Origin of the sequence: Kineococcus esterisolvens (assembly GCF_050871405.1) — a bacterium.
Classification (GTDB): Bacteria; Actinomycetota; Actinomycetes; order Actinomycetales; family Kineococcaceae; genus Kineococcus.
On sequence record NZ_JBJLRI010000005.1, the window covers coordinates 1 to 17215 of the forward strand.

At 72.7% G+C, this 17215-nt stretch carries 16 protein-coding genes; 3 read left to right on the top strand and 13 right to left on the bottom strand.

The features are described 5' to 3' along the window. The first annotated feature begins 162 nt into the window (after positions 1-162). Positions 163-918 carry a transposase family protein gene (locus tag ACRYR8_RS03200; RefSeq protein WP_432482721.1) on the top strand — a complete coding sequence of 252 codons (756 nt, stop codon included), beginning with the start codon at positions 163-165 and terminating at the stop codon, positions 916-918. A 231-nt stretch (positions 919-1149) separates the two neighbouring features. On the opposite strand, the gene ACRYR8_RS03205 is transcribed toward ACRYR8_RS03200, so the two are convergent. The 6 genes from ACRYR8_RS03205 to ACRYR8_RS03230 all read right to left on the bottom strand — a co-directional run bounded on the left by ACRYR8_RS03205 (position 1150) and on the right by ACRYR8_RS03230 (position 5583). Beyond that, a complete protein-coding gene (locus ACRYR8_RS03205; protein ID WP_432482627.1) occupies positions 1150-2055 on the bottom strand; it encodes a nucleotidyl transferase AbiEii/AbiGii toxin family protein in 906 nt (301 codons plus the stop codon). After that, on the bottom strand, positions 2052-2636 hold the full coding sequence (locus ACRYR8_RS03210; RefSeq protein ID WP_432482628.1) for a type IV toxin-antitoxin system AbiEi family antitoxin domain-containing protein: 585 nt from the start codon (positions 2634-2636) through the stop codon (positions 2052-2054). The genes ACRYR8_RS03205 and ACRYR8_RS03210 overlap by 4 nt, the downstream gene beginning before the upstream one ends. A gap of 20 nt (positions 2637-2656) precedes the next feature. Then, on the bottom strand, positions 2657-2938 hold the full coding sequence (locus ACRYR8_RS03215; protein ID WP_432482629.1) for a TerD family protein: 282 nt from the start codon (positions 2936-2938) through the stop codon (positions 2657-2659). Between the two features lie 281 nt (positions 2939-3219). After that, on the bottom strand, positions 3220-4035 hold the full coding sequence (locus ACRYR8_RS03220; RefSeq protein WP_432482630.1) for a DUF72 domain-containing protein: 816 nt from the start codon (positions 4033-4035) through the stop codon (positions 3220-3222). 15 nt (positions 4036-4050) lie between these two features. Next, positions 4051-4833 (bottom strand): type I methionyl aminopeptidase, encoded by a 783-nt coding sequence (map, locus tag ACRYR8_RS03225; RefSeq protein WP_432482631.1) that lies wholly within the window; start codon positions 4831-4833, stop codon positions 4051-4053. Between the two features lie 291 nt (positions 4834-5124). After that, complete coding sequence (locus ACRYR8_RS03230; protein WP_432482632.1) at positions 5125-5583, bottom strand: Lrp/AsnC family transcriptional regulator; 459 nt, start codon at positions 5581-5583, stop codon at positions 5125-5127. 85 nt (positions 5584-5668) lie between these two features. On the opposite strand from ACRYR8_RS03230, the gene ACRYR8_RS03235 reads away from it, so the two are divergent. Continuing rightward, complete coding sequence (locus tag ACRYR8_RS03235; protein WP_432482633.1) at positions 5669-6103, top strand: rhodanese-like domain-containing protein; 435 nt, start codon at positions 5669-5671, stop codon at positions 6101-6103. A gap of 424 nt (positions 6104-6527) precedes the next feature. Here ACRYR8_RS03235 and ACRYR8_RS03240 read toward each other — a convergent pair whose 3' ends face one another. The 7 genes from ACRYR8_RS03240 to ACRYR8_RS03270 form a co-directional block, all read right to left on the bottom strand. Continuing rightward, positions 6528-8174, bottom strand: coding sequence for an amidohydrolase (locus tag ACRYR8_RS03240; RefSeq protein WP_432482634.1), 1647 nt, complete (start codon positions 8172-8174; stop codon positions 6528-6530). A gap of 76 nt (positions 8175-8250) precedes the next feature. Beyond that, complete coding sequence (locus tag ACRYR8_RS03245) at positions 8251-8796, bottom strand: hypothetical protein (RefSeq protein ID WP_432482635.1); 546 nt, start codon at positions 8794-8796, stop codon at positions 8251-8253. Next, positions 8793-10247, bottom strand: a complete 1455-nt coding sequence (locus ACRYR8_RS03250; protein ID WP_432482636.1) for an APC family permease — start codon at positions 10245-10247, stop codon at positions 8793-8795. The genes ACRYR8_RS03245 and ACRYR8_RS03250 overlap by 4 nt, the downstream gene beginning before the upstream one ends. Next, on the bottom strand, positions 10240-12246 hold the full coding sequence (locus ACRYR8_RS03255; protein ID WP_432482637.1) for a primary-amine oxidase: 2007 nt from the start codon (positions 12244-12246) through the stop codon (positions 10240-10242). Before ACRYR8_RS03255 ends, ACRYR8_RS03250 begins: the two co-directional genes overlap by 8 nt. Positions 12247-12381: 135 nt before the next feature. Then, positions 12382-12975 (bottom strand): TetR/AcrR family transcriptional regulator, encoded by a 594-nt coding sequence (locus ACRYR8_RS03260; RefSeq protein ID WP_432482638.1) that lies wholly within the window; start codon positions 12973-12975, stop codon positions 12382-12384. A 109-nt stretch (positions 12976-13084) separates the two neighbouring features. Next, positions 13085-13909, bottom strand: a complete 825-nt coding sequence (locus tag ACRYR8_RS03265; protein ID WP_432482639.1) for a MoaF C-terminal domain-containing protein — start codon at positions 13907-13909, stop codon at positions 13085-13087. A 163-nt stretch (positions 13910-14072) separates the two neighbouring features. Beyond that, entirely contained in the window at positions 14073-15950 is a 1878-nt protein-coding gene (locus ACRYR8_RS03270) for an amidohydrolase (RefSeq protein ID WP_432482640.1), read from the bottom strand. 441 nt (positions 15951-16391) lie between these two features. Between ACRYR8_RS03270 and ACRYR8_RS03275 the strand changes: the two genes are divergently transcribed. Then, positions 16392-17174 (top strand): helix-turn-helix transcriptional regulator, encoded by a 783-nt coding sequence (locus ACRYR8_RS03275; protein WP_432482641.1) that lies wholly within the window; start codon positions 16392-16394, stop codon positions 17172-17174. Positions 17175-17215 lie beyond the last annotated feature (41 nt).

The following is a 17215-nucleotide window of genomic DNA, read 5'->3' on the forward strand; positions in this document are numbered from 1 at the left end:
CGAACCGTTTGGTGGGGATCCTGCACGGTTGCTTGAAGTCACGGACCCTCTACAGCGAAACCACTGCCTGGAGCCACCTGATCGGCACAGCCGCTTGACACCGAATGCGCATGGGATGTCTATCGTGCCAGCCTCGACGTCTCCCGCGACCTCGCCCAGACCATCGCCCGACTGGTGTCCGCTCACCGTGCCCACATCGGCACCCGCCGAGGCCGCCGGGTGCTGGGCTGTTTCGCCCAGGCGGTCCTGCTGCTGCGGTTCATGCGCCAACGCGTCGCCGTCGCCGACCTCGCCCGGGACAACGCCGTCAGTCTCAAGACCGCGTACCGCTACCTGCATGAGGCCCTGGACGTCCTCGCCGTTCAGGCACCGGACCTGCCCGAGGTCGTCGCCGCGGCGGTGAACAGAGGAACCGAGCATCTGCTGCTGGACGGCACCCTCATCGAGACCGACCGCGTGAGTGATCCCGGAAGTCGACGTGATCGCTGGTACTCCGGGAAGCACCGCCACCACGGCGGTCTCGTCCAGATCGTCACCGACTCTGACGGACGGCCGTTGTGGGTTTCTCCGGTCGAGCCGGGCTGCACTCACGATCTGACCGCCGCGCGCATCCACGCCCTGCCGGCGCTCTACGCCGCTGCTCGTGATGGTGTCCCCACCCTGGCCGACAAGGCATACACCGGTGCCGGAGCCGGCATCCGGGTGCCCGTGCGGCGTCCTCGCGGTAGGCAGGTTCTCGACGCATCCACCCGGGGCTGGAACTCCTACGTCAACGCCGAACGCGCCTTCGTCGAGCACGGCATCGCTCACCTCAAGACCCGCTGGCGAGCTCTGACCCGGGTCACTCTCTGCCCCTGGCGCATCTCCGCGATCGTCGCTACGGCCCTCGTTCTCAGCCAGATGGAGAACTGTTACTGACAAAGGCTCGATGTGCGTGTAGAGGCTGCTCGTGATGTTCGTCGTGGAGTGGCCCAGTCGACGCTGACGACCTCGATGTCGACGCCGGCGGCAAGGGCCGAGCCGGCGCGCACGTGCCGGAGGTCGTGCGGTCGGATGCGCTCCACACCGACCTCGGCCACGAGCCGGCCGAACAGGTGAGCAACGACGTCGGGTCGCAGCCTCTTGCCGTGACGGATCATGGTGGCACCCTCACGTCCACCGGCGCGCAGTGAAGTCCCAGGCCATCCCCGCCCCGCCGTCCACGAGCGGGTCGGCGAAGGTCGTCACGTCCGCGACGACATCGGCCAAGTTCTCGGGGAGGTGCCGGCCATCGGCGGCCAGCGACGACCGGTAGGTCGCGTAGTTCCGGGCCCGGAGGGCCACGAGGTCGGCAGTGACCGTCGACAGAGCCACGAGTTCGGTCCCGCGGTGATCAGCTGTGGCGGCCAGAGCCTGGGACACGGCCCGCCTCTCGAAGGCGTGGCGGCCGGTCAGCGTCCAGATGTCGGCGTAGTCCTTCATCCGGGAGTTGGCGTCGCCCAGGGCGGTGGCGGTGCAGATCTTCTCCGCGAGCACGGTCTCCAGCGGGTAACCCAGGACGGTCACGGGCGCACTGCCCGGCCGCACGGACGGCAACTGCACCAGGCGGGGCCCGGGAGTGACGGGATCGCCGAAGTTGATGTCGAGGCTCACCTTGATCTGCGCGGTCGCGAGCTCCGCGGTGAACGTGACCCGGACGCCCGCGTACAACCCCTCCTCGCGGATGGTGCGAGTTCGCACGCTCGACGCGTCGAAGGTGATCCCATCGGCCCCGTCGGGATCCGGCCGGGTCGCGATCTCGACGACGGCCGCCGCGATGGTGTCGTGGTCGGCGGGGATCCCCCGTGCCAGAGCGTCGGCATCGACGGTAGGGCGCCGGACGTCGACCGCGGCCAACAGCAGCCCGCCCTTGAGGATGAACTGGTCCGCGAACCGGCTGGCGGCGAGGCGGGCCAGCCAGCGTTCCAAGGCGTAGAACGTGAGCAGCTGCTGGGTCGCCTGCCCCTGCCGGCGGGCGTGGTTCTGCAGGTCGAGGTAGGCGCGGCCGGCGGGGCTGGTGCGGTCGACGGGGGTCACTGGGCTCCGGCGATGTCGAGGGCGGTCAGGGCGGTGGTCGCGATGCGAAGAGCGCGGGCGTAGCGGTAGACCTCGGCTCGGCGCGCGTCCGGACGTGCGAGGTAGCGGTTCAGTGCGCTGTAGGCGACGTCGTGGCCGAACCGGTGGCGCAGGCGCAGGAGGTCGACGACGGTGCGGGCCGGGTCGTAGACGGGCACGAACTCCCCTGGAGCGGCCTCGATCTCGGTGACGCCCAGCTGGTGAGTGGCCGGGTCGAACCGCAGCACGGTGGTCGGGGGCTGGGTGATCCGGGGCGGGTGCGTTCTGCTCGAGACCGCGATCTGCACCTCGAACGGCGCGACGTCGGTGAGGTCGTGGACGGCCGCCGCACTGAGGGTGCAGACCACGGCGTTCGGGGCCCGAAGGTTGATCGCGAGCAGGTCCGGGTGCGTCGGCGGGGGCGCGTCGGCGTGGCGGAACACCCCGCGGGACAGCTCGACGACCTCACCGGTGTCGCGCCAGCGGTACAGCGCACGGGTCGAGACCCCGGCCGTCCGGGCCTGGCCCGCAGTGAACGTCGGCGGGAGCGTGTCGATCTCCACGAGACAAAAGCGTACACCGATTACGTGGAAGTGTACGGATTTGTCTCGGGCTCATCCTCCGAGGCGGCCAGCACCACGAAGGCGGCCTCGTCCGGGACCTCGTCCAGGCCGACGCTGACGCGCTCCTCCGCACCGATCCCGGTGCTGCCGCGCCCGAGGTGGCGCACGGCGCCCTCCGGCGAGGTGGTCTGGTTGGAGAAGACGAGGTGCCCGTCGCTGAGCACCCGGCGGTCGGCCCCCAGCAGCAGCGCGGAGGCGCCGATGTCCGCCACGCCCTCCTCACTCTCGTCCCAGCTGAGCACCGCGCGCGACTGCGGCGAGAAGCTCCCCCTCGACCGCCACGCGCCGCGACGATGGCGGCTGTCGGCACACGCGTGAAGGAACCGCAGCAGGGCGATCACCCGCAGACGGTCCCCGCTCGCACAGGCCCGGCGCCTGCACGCTGCGTGGCTGGCCGCCACGCCCACAGCAGCGACAGGCCGCGCCGAGGAGCGCGCCCGGGCCCGTCTCGTCGCCCCCGTCGATGCGCACGGCCAGAGCGGCGGGACCCACGACCCGCGCGGTCCGCAGCGGGGCCGCGTGCTCACCGCCCCAGTCGCTGCGCGAGGGTGAGCGCGTCGAACGGGGCCCGCCCGGCCATGGTGTTGTCGAAGTAGACGAACACGTCGCGCCCACCCGCCGCCCACCCCTGCACCCGCGCCGCCCAGTCCTCGAGCGCGGCGTCGTCGTAGCCGCTGACGTACAGCTCGGGTGAGCCGTGCAGCCGGACGTACGCGAAGTCGGCGGTCTGCTCCTGCAGCAGCGGCCAGCGCCCGCCGGTGTCGGCGGTGACGAGCGCGACGCCGTGCGCGCGCAGCACCTCGGCGAGCTCCGGGTTCTCGTGGCTGCGGTGGCGCACCTCCACGGCGTGCCGCAGCGGGCGCTCCTCGACGGTTCCGGGCGACGTCGCCGTGCCGGGTGCGACCGCGCGGGAGGCGGCGAGTTCCGCGGCGGCGGTCGTGGTGGGCGGCAGCAGCGCGCAGAACCTCGCCAGCACGTCGGCATCGAAGCGCACGCTCGGCGGCAGCTGCCACAGCACCGGCCCGAGCTTGTCGCCCAGGTCCAGCACCCCGGAGGCGAAGAACGCGGCGAGCGCGTCCCGGACACCCACGAGGCGGTGCTCGTGGGTGACGGCCCGCCAGCCCTTGACGCTGAAGCAGAAACCCGGCGGGGTGCGCCGCGCCCACGACGGGTAGTTCGCGGGGCGCTGCAGGGCGTAGAAGGAGGCGTTCAGCTCCACGGTCGCCAGCCGGTCGGCGAGGTGCTCCAGCTCCCGGCGCTGCGCCAGGCCGGGCGGGTAGAACACCCCGCGCCACTCCGGGTAGGTCCACCCGGACGTGCCGATCCGCACGCGTCCCACGAGCCCGGACCCCGGTCAGGGAGCGGTGAGCACCACGGGGCCGTCCTCGGTGACGGCGACGGTGTGCTCGGCGTGCGAGGCGCGGCGCTTGTCGAGGGTGACGACCGACCAGCCGTCGCGGGCGGTGCGGTACCCCTCGCCGCCCGCCAGCAGCATCGGCTCGATCGCCAGGGTGCTGCCGGGTTCCAGGCGCACCTCGGCGGCGCCGGGCATCGGGCGGTTGGGCACGAACGGCGCCTCGTGCATGCTGCGCCCGATGCCGTGGCCGCCGTGGTCGGGCAGGTGGGAGTAGCCGTGGCGGCGGGCCACCTCGTCGACGGCGCGCGCCACGTCCAGCAGGGTCGCGCCGGGGCGGGCGGCGGCGATGCCCGCAGTCAGGGCTTCCTCGGTGGCCCGCACCAGCCGCACGTCGTCCTCGTGCTGCTGCCCGACGTGGACGGTGATCGCGGAGTCGCCGTTCCAGCCGTCCAGGATCGCGCCGGCGTCGATGCTGAGCAGGTCGCCGTCGTCGAGGCGGCGGCCGGTGGGGCGGCCGTGGACGACGACCTCGTTGACGGACAGGCACAGCACGCCGTTGAACGGCCGCGGCGCCCAGGAGGGGGCGTAGCCGAGGAACGACGGCAGGGCGCCGGCCTCGCGGATGCTCGTCTGCGCGATCTCGTCGAGGTCGCGCAGCTTCGCGCCGGGCACGGCTGCGGCGCGCACCGACTGCAGCGTGCGGGCCACGACGCGACCGGCCTCGCGCATGGCGTCCAGCTCGCCGGCGGTGCGGACGGGGAAGGCGGGCTCATCACTCACCGGTCGAGTATGACGCCGCGTCGGGCACGGGGAGGGCGCGCGTGCCGGGGCGTCCCCCCCGGCCACGAGCGCGCAGGAGTGCGGCGCGAGCTCCTCGGCCGGTCGGGGGGTGACGCCGGGAGCGGCGCTGCCGCCCACCCGTCCATCCCGGTGGTCGCGGACGTCCCGGCGACCGCACCGGGGGATCTTTCCAGCCCCACCGGAACGACGTGCTCCGCTCACCGCGGTGGGCGGTGGAGGCGTCGATGAGGCTTCGTCGGTGGGGCGGGTCCGGCCTGGACGTTCCGGTGCCTACGCGGGGTTGAGGCGTCGGTGCGGCAGTGGGCTGGAGTAGACGACGCTGGTGGTGACGCCACCCAGCGTCGCCAGCTTGCCGGTGATGCGTTCCAGATCGCGCATGGACCGGGCCAGGACCTTCAGGACGAAGCAGTCGTCACCGGTGACGTGGTGGGCCTCGATCACCTCAGGGGTGACCTCGAGCAGGTCGTGGAACGGCTTGTAGTTGCCCGTGGGGTAGGCCAAGCGCACGAACGCGGTCACGGTGTAACCCAACGCTTCGGGGTCCAGGGTGGCGCTGTAGCCGGTGATGACGCCGGTGTCGGTGAGGCGGCGCAGCCGCTCGGCGGTGGCGCTGGCGGAGAGGTTGATCGCGCGGGCCAGGTCGGCGACGCTGATCCGGCCGTCCCGTTGCACCTGTTCCAGGATGCGGTGGTCGGTCGCATCCAGGGTCGGCCGGGAAATCGTCGTCACGATGGCGAAAGTACCAGCGGATCAACGGCTGAACCGCGCGCGATCCGTGGAGGGGCCCTGGCACGTCCGACCTCAGGCGGGTTCGATGGTGGGCATGCCGACCCCGATCTCCGCGGTGGACTTCTTCGCCGCCAAGCTGGCCCACCAGACCGACCCGGCCGATCTCGCCGCAGCTCGCGCCGGCGGTGCAGCGCCGCTGGTGCTCGACGTGCGCTCCGCAGCGGGGTGGAGCCAGGGCCGCATTCCCGGCGCGGTGCACCTGCCCGGCGCGCACGTGCGCGACGGCATCGGGGACCTGGCGCCGGAGCTGGACGCCCCGATCGTCGTCTACTGCTGGGGGCCGGGCTGCAACGGCGCTACCAGGGCCGCCTTCACCCTGGCCTCGATGGGCTACACCCGGGTGCAGGAGCTGATCGGCGGGTTCGAGTACTGGGCTCGCGAGGGGTTGGCGATCGCCACCGGGACCGGACGATCCCGGCGGGCCCCGGACGACCTCGTCGCCCCGGTCCAGGTGCTGTGAGCGGACCCGGCACCGGCGACGACCACGTCGTGCGCGTCGCGTTCACACCGTCGAGGACTGGTGCAGGCGCAGTGGCAGACCCCCGCCTGGAACCGCTCCGCCATCGCCTTCCACGAACGACTCGGGGCAACGCACACGGTGAAGGAGCGGTTCACGTTGACCTTCCTCGATCCCCGGCGCAACGCGTCGCGCGGGTACTTTCGGCGCACCACGCACGACCTCAACGCTGCCCGGCGTCACGTCTTGCCGGTGCTCTCCCCGGTCGGGCTGAGAGGTCCGCCGGCGCTGGCCGACGAGACCTCGATGGGCCGCCAGCGCCGTGAAGCCCCCGGGGACGCGGTGATCGGCGGATCTGGTGTTGCGGCAGCGGGGATCCGCCCCGGCCCCACCGTGGATCCAGCGATCGGGGCCGGGACGGCACCCCTCAGTGGCGACGGTGCACCAGTTCTCCGGCGAACCAGGTCTGCTGCGCCGTGATCGTCGCCAGCTCGTGCGGATCGGTCCGGAACGGGTCGCGGTCGAGGACGACGAAGTCGGCGGACTTGCCGAGCTCCAGGGAGCCGGTGTGCTCCGACAGACCCATGGCCCGCGCCGAGGCGGACGTGTAGACGGTCAGGGCCTCCTCGAGGGTGAGCGCCTGTTCCGGCCACAGCGTCCCGGGGAACTCCCCCGACGGGTCCTCGCGGGTGACGAGCCCCTGGATGCCCAGCCACACGTCCGGGGTGACGCTGACCGGCCAGTCCGAACCGCCCGCCAGGACGGTGCCGTGTTCGAGCAGCCAGCGGTTGGGGTGCATCCGTTCCGCACGCTCGGCGGGCACGCACTTCTTGATGGCGTCCAGGATCACGCCGGGGAACCACAGCGTCGGCGACAGGTCGGCGACGACGTCGAGCTCGGCGAGGCGGGGGACGTCGTCCTCGTGCACGTACTGGCCGTGCGCGATGTGGTAGCGCACGTCGGTGTGCCCCTCGGCGCGCACGGTGGCGATGGCGTCGAGGGTCATCCGCACCGAGGCGTCCCCGGTGCAGTGGATCTTGGCGGACAGGCCCTGGGCGGCCGTGCGACGCAGCACGTCCAGCAGGTCCTCGGCGGGCATCGTCGTGCCACCGCGCCAGCACTCGCCGTGCAGGTCGTCCGGCAGGTACGGCTCGAGGAACGCGGCTGTCCTGGAGGTGGGGACCCCGTCGAGGAAGATCTTCACCGAGTCCGGGAAGTGGTGCGGGCTGCGCACCTCCTCGCGGTGGGCGAACAGCTCCTCGCCGACCGGGTCGGAACCGAAGATGACGTCGTTGACCGGCATGGAGCTGACGACCCACGCCTTCAGCCGGCCGGTGTCGTCCAGGTGCTTCAGCGCCCGGAGCACCTGCAGCGACGTCGCCGCGTCCTGGAAGGCGGTGATGCCGTGGGTGTGGAGGATCTCGATGCCGCGCTCGGAGCAGCGCGCGTCGTCCTCGAGGCTGCCGGTCGCGGTGGCGGCCAGCGCCTTCTCCACCAGCAACCCGCCCGCCTCGATGAGGACACCCGTGGGCTCCCCCGTCGCCGGGTCGCGGTGGACCTGCCCACCGGCCGGATCGGGTGTGCCGGCGTCGATGCCCGCCAGCCGCAGGGCCTCGCTGCTGACCCAGCGGTTGTGGTTGCTGTCGTCGCGCAGCATCGCGGGACGGCCACCCGCTGCAGCGTCCAGGGCCTCGCGCGCCTCTAGGGTGGAGAGCCGGTCCAGCAGGTTGCTGCCCCAGTTGCCGCCGACGACCCACCCGTCCGGTGGCAGGTCGCGGGCGTAGGCGGCGACGGCGTCGAGCGCCGCCTCCAGGGAGTCGGTGGGCAGGAAACGGCACTCGAAGAGGTCGGTTCGGCCGGCGACGGCGTGGTGGTTGTGCACGTCGTGCAGGCCGGGGACGACGAACGCACCGTCGAGGTCGACCACCGTGGCGACGTCCCCCTCGGGTTCGGTGCCGTCCTCGGTTCCGACACCGGCGACCCGGCCGCCGGTGACGGCCAGGGAGGTGGCCCACGGCCGGGCGGGGTCCCCGGTCCAGATGCGGGCGTTGCGGATCAGCAGGTCGATGCTCACGAAGTGCCTCTCATCGGGGTGGGACGGGTCCGCGGGGGCGGGTGGCGGGGCTGCGCCCCGGACTCGGGCTGCGACCTCAGACCGCGACGGCGACCATGACCACCATGCTCCCGGCCATGCCCGCGGCGCAGACGGACGGCAGCAGGCCCGAGCCGTGCCCGGCGGTCCCCTCCCGGCCCGCGCGGCAGCGCAGCAGCGACACCGCGAGCCAGGAGACCGCCACGACCAGGGCGAGCACGGCGGTGGTGGACGCGCCGGTCGCGTGCAGGTGGCCGCTTCCCGCGGGGCCCGGAGCCGGTGCGTGGGACATCGGCATGAGCAGCAGCAGGGAACCGGTGGCCAGCAGGTCGAGCGGCAGCCCCGACCGCCGCTGGGCGCGGCGGTCGGCGGCGGCCCTCGTCCAGGCCCCCACCCAGGAGGCCACCGCGAGCAGCAGGAGCAGCCCGACGGGGACGTCCACCTGCAGCGCGGCCACCAGGCACAGGAACATGGCCGCCGTCATCACGACGTGTGCACCCAGGGCCCGGTCCCGCCACCGGGCCTGGGCCAGGAGCCCGGTGGCGGCCGCGACGAGCCCGGCCAGGGCGGACGCGACGTGGACCGCCGCGAGATCCCCGGTCACGGCTGCGGGGGGTCGGCGACCGGCGTCGGCGGGGCCACCTCCCCGGCCACCGGCCGGCGCCGCAGGGACAGCGACCAGCCGACCGCGAAGGCGGCGACGACCAGGGCGAGGAAGAAGCCGGCGAGGGCTGCGGATCCCCCGATGAGCGTGGTGAAGTTCGCCAGCACCGCCACGAGGATCCCCAGCAGGCCCACGCCGCCGAGGACGGGAGCGGTGCGGGTGTTCCACGTCCGACCGTCGAGCCCGGTCCGCGCGAAGAACACCAGCACGGCCGTGCACGCCAGCAGCATCAGCACCACGACGCTCACGGTCGCCAGACCCGACATCCAGGTGAACAGCTGCGCCACCGGGTCCGCACCGGCGAGCGCGAAGGCCGCCAGGACCACCACCGCCGTGACCGTCTGCGCGAGCGAGCCGGTGTGCGGGGAGCCGTGGCGCCCGTGGGTGCGGGCGAGCGCCCCGGGCAGGGCCCCGTCGCGCCCCAGCGCGAAGAAGTACCGGGAGATGGCGTTGTGGAAGGACAGCAGCGCGGCGAAGAGGCTGGTGAACAGCAGGACCGGCAGCACGTGCCCGCCGAGGGGACCCAGGTACTGGCCGCTGACGACACCGACGACCAGGTCGGCCGGGTGCTCCCCCGCGACGGCCGCCACCCGGGAGGCGCCGACGGCCGTGACGACGGCCCAGCTGGCGAAGGCGTAGAACACGCCGATGAGGACCACCGCGACGTAGGTGGCGACCGGGACGGTGCGCTGCGGGTCGCGGGCCTCCTCGCCGTAGATCGACGTCGCCTCGAACCCGATGAAGGAGGCGATGGCGAACATCAGCGCGATGCCCGGGGAGCCGGTGGCGAAGGACGAGGGGGTGAAGGAGGTCAGCGACGTGCCCTCGGGACCGCCCTGGACGAAGACGGCCACCGACAGGACCGCGACGATGCCGATCTCCAGGACCAGCAGGACGCCGAGGACCTTGGCGCCCAGGTCGATGTTGCGGTAGCCGAGCACGCCGACGACGGCGACGAGCGCGAGGGCCCACAGCCACCACGGCAGGTCCGGGCCGCCGTACTGCACCACCAGGCCCTGCAGCGTCGTGGCCGCCAGGCCGTAGATGCCCGCCTGGATGGCCGTGTAGGTCAGCAGCGCCAGTCCCGCCGAGCCGAGCCCCGCCCGTCGGCCCAGTCCGCGGGTGACGAAGGCGAAGAACGCCCCGGTGTCGGTGACGTGCCGGCTCATCGCGGCGTAGCCGACGCTGAACAGCAGCAGCACGAGAGCCACGACCAGGTATGCCGACGGGGTTCCCGCCCCGTTGCCGATGGCGAGCATCACCGGCAACGCCCCGCCGATGGCGGTCAGCGGTGCCGCGGAGGCGACCACCAGGAAGACGATGCCCGGAACCCCGATGGATCCGCACAACTCGCCGGAGCGCCGCTCCGGTGCCACCGCTGCCTCAGCCACGGTCCTGCCCGCCGCCGCAGCAACCACCGGTCGTGCTCTCGTTCGGGGAGGTGGCGCAGTGCGCGCTGGAGGTGGGCGGGACGTCGAGGGTGGGGTTGCGGTCGAAGAACCCCACCGGCTTGAGCTTGAAGCCGGCGTAGTCGACCGGCATGATCGGCCAGTCCTCCGGGCGGGGGACGTGGGTCAGGCCGAAGGTGTGCCAGAGGACCAGGTCGGTGTTCTCGATGCTGCGGTCGTCGGCCACGAAGGCCGGCAGGCCGGCGCCGCCGTGGTGCTGGTTGACGAAGTCGCCCGCCGAGTACCGCTCCGCGGGGTCGTAGGCGGTCACCCAGAGGTGCTCGGTGGCGAACGCCGCGCGCTTCTGGATCGGGGAGTCGTCGGCGGCCAGCAGCGTCGGCTGCCCCTCGGGGAACAGCGCGTAGGCGACCGGGCGTCCCAGCGCGTTCTCGCGGTCCGGGTTGGACACGTGCCAGACCCGGGCCAGGGAGGGGTCGGCCTTGCGGCGCGCCTGCAGCTCGGTGCGCAGCGGGGTGGCGGTGGTGGTCCAGGCGTTGCCGCGGGGGTTCACCGCGCTCGTCGGCACCCGCTGGACGTCGACCTCCTCGACGAGGTTCTCCTCGCCGTCCACGGCCATGTCCAGCCGGGCGCTGAACAGGTGCTGGTGGTAGGGCGCGCCCAGACCCGGGGCGATCTCCGACGCGTAGGGGTAGCCCTGCCCCGGGTAGGCCGAGGTGAAGACGACGCCGGTCGCCTTGGCCTCGAACTCGATCGTGCCGTCGAGGTAGAGGTACCAGTAGAAACCGTAGTCGTAGTTGCCGATCGTGGTGAAGAACGAGATGACCAGCCGGCGCTGACGGCGCACGCCGGCCTTGCCGGCCCACAGGTCGGTGTGCTTGAAGAGGATGCCGTAGTCCTCCTCGTGGATGCACACCGCGTTCGGCAGCACGCGCGGGTTGCCCAGCTCGTCGGCGATGACGGCGTCGAGGTAGGTGATCTCCCCGACGCAGTCGCAGCCGAGCTCGAGGGCGTTGGCGTAGCGGCCGACGAGGTACTCACCGGTGTCGAAGTAGTTCTGCCAGCTGCGCACCGGGGAGGGGTCGGCGTACGGCACGACCATCTCCGCGATGGAGGCGCGGTGGACGATGGAGCGGTCGCGGTCCTGGTCGCGGTCGAAGAAGGAGATCTGGTGCAGCACGAGCCCTTCGCGGGCGTCGAACCCGACGCGCACGGAGAAGTTCTCCCAGCGCAGCAGGTCGCCGTCCAGCGTGAAGGACGGCCCCTCGGGCTGGGTGATGGAGATGGGTTTCTGCGTGGTGCGGTACTCACCGCGCACCGCCGGGTCGTCGTAGTTGCCCGACCCCTCCGGGACCGGCACGACCCCGAGGTCGACGACCTGGGTGACCTCGCGGGCGATGACGTCGACGTAGCCGACGAGGCCGTCGACCGGGTGCGCCCAGGCGTGGTCCTCGGGGTGGTCCTGGCGGAAGGCGAGCCCGCGCAGGATGCGCTTGCCGACCTCGTCCTCGTACTCGAAGACACCGGCCGAGAGGGGCGCTACGCGCACGTCGGCGACGTCGAGCTCGCGCGCGGCCAGCGCCGCCAGCCACCGCTCGTCGGTGGCGAGCAGCTGCTCGACGAGTTCGAACTCCTCGTCCAGGACGGGCAGCTGCCCGTCGGCCTCGGCGTCCAGGTCGGTGACGGCCTCGACCCGGCGGGCGTCGAGGTCGACGACGACGTCCCTGGCCGCCACGACGCGCACGTCGTGCAGCAGCACCCGAGCGCGGCGCGTCGGCCGGGACGCGGAGGCCCGCGCGGCCCGCAGTTCCTGCTTGGTGGGCTCCTCGAGGCCGACGTACACGAAGCGGGTGTTCTCGTGGATCAGTCCGGCGTCGTCGAGCACGTCGCGGACAGCGGAGATCTCCTGCACGGTCAGCGACGACAAGGGGTGCTGGTCGCCGGCGGCGGAACGGGGGTCGGACGTGGTCACGGTCGTGGTCATGCGGGCCTCCTCGTTGAGTCTCCGACTGTAGAACCAAAGGTACCTGACGGGTTTCCTCCTCGAGAAGTCCTCGTTACATCCGTGTTTCGGCTCCGGAGTCACGACCGTCCGGGCGCGGGTGTCGTCGGGAGCCGGTCAGGGACGGGCCAGCCGGGAGATCCACTCCTCCAGCACCGCCTCCTGGGCCGCCGGCCCGACGGCCGAACCACCGGCGAGGGCCATGACCTGCGCTCCCATCAGCTGGGTCATCAGCTGGTCGGCGAGCACGTCGTCCGTCGTGCTGGTGCGCACCTGACCCAGGTCGCGGCCCTCGCGGAGCCACTCGACGATCATCGACCGCCACACCCCCATCGAGTCCGCGTGGACCGCCTCGAGGGCCTCGTCGACGATGGCCCGGCTCCACACGGACAGCACCATCCGCGCCTCCTCGAGCTGCAGGTCGTCGAGGGGCAGCACCTCGCGGCAGAAGGCGCGCAGGGCCTCCACGCCGTCCAGGCCCGAGACGGCCACCGCGACGCGCTCGTTGGTGGCCGAGTAGACGTGCTCGTACGCCGCCCGCAGCAGCGCCTCCTTGTCGGCGAAGTAGTGCGTGAGCGCGCCGTTGGCGTAGCCGGCCTCCCGGGCGATCTCACGCATGGTGGCGGCATCGATGCCGCGCTCGGCGATGAGGCGCCAGGCTGCCTCGATGATGCGCTGACGGCGCTCGGAGTGGTCGACGAGCTTCGGCATGGTGGACGCAGCTTCTCACCGGGGGGCGGTCACGGGCACCCCGGTCCCGTCGACGCGTCGCCCCGTGCCCCTGGGACCGCTGCTCCCCTCCGGGCCGACCCGGCCGAGCTCAGGCCCAGGCGGACGGGTCGTGGACCGTGCGGGAGAGCAGGGTCTCCCGGGCCCCCATGGCGAGCGAGTTCGGCTCCCCGGTCCCGGTGTCGAGCCCCCAGATGCGGCCCGTGGACCGTCCGCGCCGGAAGTTGATCGCCACGACGCCGTCGCAGGGCACCACCTTCTCCTGCCAGGCGAACAGGTAGACGTCCTCGCGCAGCTTCCAGACCCGACCGCGTTCGGTGTCGGCCAGGCCCCGCTCCGGCCCGGCCAGGCAGTGCCAGGTGTAGGCGCTGTCGGTGAGGTAGACGTGCTCGTAGGCGTTGTCGGGGCCGTACACGTACTGGACGCGCGCCCCCACCAGCTCGGAGGTCCGCTGGTGGCGGGCCGACCGTCCGGCGAGCGAGCCGGTGCGGACGTCCTCGTGGACCCTCGGGCTGCCCGGCGACGCGTCGACCAGGGTGCTGCGGACCACGGTGACCGCGCCGCCCGTGACGTCGAGCGCGATGACGAACGCCGCGGGTTCCGGCTCGGTCACCGCCGCGTGGAGGAGGAACAGTCCGTCGTCGACCTGCTTGACGCTCACCGGGGCGACCACCGCGGCCGGCTCCGAGCGCCCGTCCTCCTCCTCCAGGCGGACACCGGCCTCGCGGTCCAGGGAGATCGACAGGGCGGGGTGAGCGTCGAACTCCGCGCGGAACGACCTGCCGGACAGGGCGTCGGAGTCCGGGAGGTTGTAGTCGCTGAACCCCTGGACGTCCAGGGCGTTGAGCGTGGGCCACCTGTCCGCCGGGGGGTAGTCGACCCCGGCGGGCGGGTTGGCGACGTCGGTCGAGCTCATCGTTCGGTTCCTCTCGGTGGTGTGCTGGTCGTCACGCGTCAGCCGGTCGGCGGGAACGCCGGGGCGCCGGCGCCCAGGACCCCGGTGCCGCCGCCGGCCGGGACCAACCGCCCCGTGCACGGGTGCACGCGGGGCAGGAGGTCCACGGCGAGGTCCGGGCGGGTCAGGCGGTGAAGGGCCGGCCGGTGATCCGGTCGCTGACCCTGCAGCAGCAGGCCCCGGCGCCCAGGCAGTCCGCCCCGTGCCGGCTGCTCATCGCGACGGCGGCAGCAGCGGCCGTGGCAGCCGGACCGGGACCGGACGTCGGGCTCCCGGCCGCGGTGGCGTCGTGCACGACCGTCCCGCCGAGGACCGTGGCGGAGACGGTGAGTCCGGGCAGGTCGTGGGCGTCGACGCCGAGGAGGTCACCCTCGACGATGCAGACGTCGGCGACCATCCCGCGCTGCAGGGTGCCCTTCCAGGCCTCGGCGTGGTCCTGCCAGGCCGGGGTGCGGGTGTAGGAGGTCAGCGCCTCCAGCCGGCTGATCGCCTGCTCGGGACCGGTCACCCCGCCGTACACGCCCTCCCGGGTCTCAGCGCCGAACACGCCGACGAGCCAGTCGGGCATCGTCACGGGCGCGTCCGAGGCGCTGGTGACGCGCACCCCAGCGTCCAGCGCGCTGCGGTAGGGCGCCTGGTAGGCGGACCGCTCGTCCCCCAGGACGGACGCCACGGAGTCGCCGAGCAGGTGCTTGATGGACGCGTTCATGTTCATGCCGATGTCGTGCTGCGCCATGGTCGCCAGCGTCGCCAGGGGGGCGAGGTCGCCGTGGATGACGTAGTGGCGCAGGTCGCTGCGCCGCCGGCTGCGCCCCGTGGCCGCGGTGTAGGCCTCGACGACCGCGTCGATCGTGGCGTCCCCCGTGGCGTGGGTACCGACCTGCATCCCGGCCTCGACCGCCGCGGTGATGATCTCGCCCAGTTCCGCGACCTGCTCCTCGATCGTCGCACCGTCGACGGTGAGCGAACCGTTCGTGCCGTCCAGGTACGGGTCGTGCAGCCACGCCGTCTTCGCGGCCGTCGGGATGCCGTCGCCGAAGACCTTCACCCCACCGACCCGGAGCAGGCGCTCGTCCACCCCTTCCGGGCGCACGAAGGACGCCAGGGTCTCGCGCAACCCCGCGGCGTTCGGGCCGGCGCTGAGCAACGCGGTGATCCGCACGCGGAGGCGCCCCGCAGCGGCCTCGTCGGCGTAGACGGCGAGGGTGTTCAGCCCGATGCCCGGTTCGGTGATGCTCGTGATGCCGCGCTGGTGCAGCAGCGCGGTCCCGGCCCGGACGCTCTCGGCGACCTCCTGCGGGGAGAACGCCGGGACGACCGCGCGCACGAGGTTCTGCGCACCCTCGCGCAGCACACCGGTCGGTTCGCCGTCGGCGTCCTTCTCGATGACGCCACCCGCCGGGGCCACCGTGTCGCGGGTGATCCCGGCCAGCCGCATCGCGACGGTGTTCACCGTCGTGGCGTGGAAGGAGAAGTCGGTGAGCACGACGGGGTGGTCGCCGGAGACCGGGTCCAGGTCCGAGGCGCGCGGCGCACGCGGCAACCGGTTGTCGTTCCAGCCCTGGCCGCGGATCCACGCACCGGGGTCCGCAGTCGCCGCCACGGCGTCGCGGACGACGGCGACGAGTTCTTCGACGGTCCCCGTGTCGACCGGGTAGGAGTAGGGCGGCAGGTTGAGGCTGAGGGAGTTCAGGTGCAGGTGGGAGTCGTTGATCCCCGGCAGGACGGTCCCACCGGCGGCGTCGAGGACCTGGGCGCGCCGGCCGGTCAGTCGCCGGACCTCACGGGCCGAACCGACCGCGATGATCCGTCCGTCGCGCACCGCGAGCGCCTCTGCAGTGCGGCAGCGCTCGTCCATGACGAGGACCCGACCGTTGACGATCACGAGGTCCGCGGGGCCGCGGCCGGCGGCCACGGCACTGGCGGGCGCGGCTCCCGCGACGGCGACTCCGGTCGTGGCGGCGGTAGCGCTCAGCAGTGTTCTACGGGTGAGGTGGGACACGGGGATCTCCTGTCGACGGTGCCGGCGGCGGAATGGCCGGTGGGGCCGGGAATCGGGGATGAGGGTCGAGCGAACCAGCAGCGTCCAGCCACCGCATCCGTAGGAGTACGGACGATGAACCCGGCCCGACCGGGTGAAACTTGTCAGTTGCCCGTCGCGCGCGTAGCGTCGGCGCACCGCCGAGGCCCGGGAGTGGGGTGGCATGGAAACCAGCGCCGTGACGGTCGCCGCGGAGATCGGCGCACTCACCGGCCGACCCGGAACCCCACCGCGGCCGTCCGCGCACTGGAACTCCTGCACCGCGTCGTTCCCAGCGACGCCTCTGCGCTGCAACTCGTCGACGGGGCCAGCACGTCGATCGTCGCCGCTCGCGGTCACGCCGGTGCAGCGGACGAGGAACCTGCGCGGGACTTCCTGCGCGACCCGCACCTGCCCTGGATCATGAATTCGCGACTGCCGCTCTCCCTGTCCACCGACCGCAGCAGTTCCTTCCGCGAAGGTTCCTTCTTCCGGCGCCACCTTGAGCCTCTCGGATTCCGGGACGGCATGTCGGTGCACCTGGTCTTCGGCGGAGAGACCGTGGGGTTCCTGCACCTCTCGGCGATGCGCGAGTCCTTCGGGAACGCCGAGCGGACGATCGCCGCAGCTGTGGAACCCGCCCTGGCCCGGTGGTTGCACCAGGAGCACCGGGCGCCACTGCTGGAACTGTCCGCTCGGGTCCCGCGAGGTTCCTCGGCCGTGGTGGTCGACGGGACACGCACCCGCGAGGTGGCGGGGTACGAACCTCCGCCCTTCCTCGGCGACCCGGCGTTCACCCGGGTGCTGGACAACGTGCGGCTCGACCGCGGGCGCCGACTCACCGCGTGGTGGCCCGACCGCGGTCAGTGGTACCGGTTCGTCGTGGAACCGATGCACTGCGACGACCGGGCGACGGGCGGCGCTGCACTCCTGGTGCACGCCCTCCCCGAAGAACTGCCGGCGGGGCTGACGCGGCGGGAGGTCGACGTGCTGACCTGTCTGGCACTGGGCATGGACGACGCTTCCATCGCGGGCCTCTTCGACATCTCCCTCCGGACGGTGCACTCCCACGTGGAGGCCGTGCGGCGGCGGACCGCCAGTGCGAGCCGGCTGGAGGCGGCGGCGTGGGCGCACCGTGAGGGAGTTCTGCACCCGCTGGCGCAACTGCCGGACGCCGGGGTGGGCAGGCTCTCGCACCGCCGGTGAGGGGCGCGGGGCGAGGTGGAACCGGGCTCCACCTCGCCCGC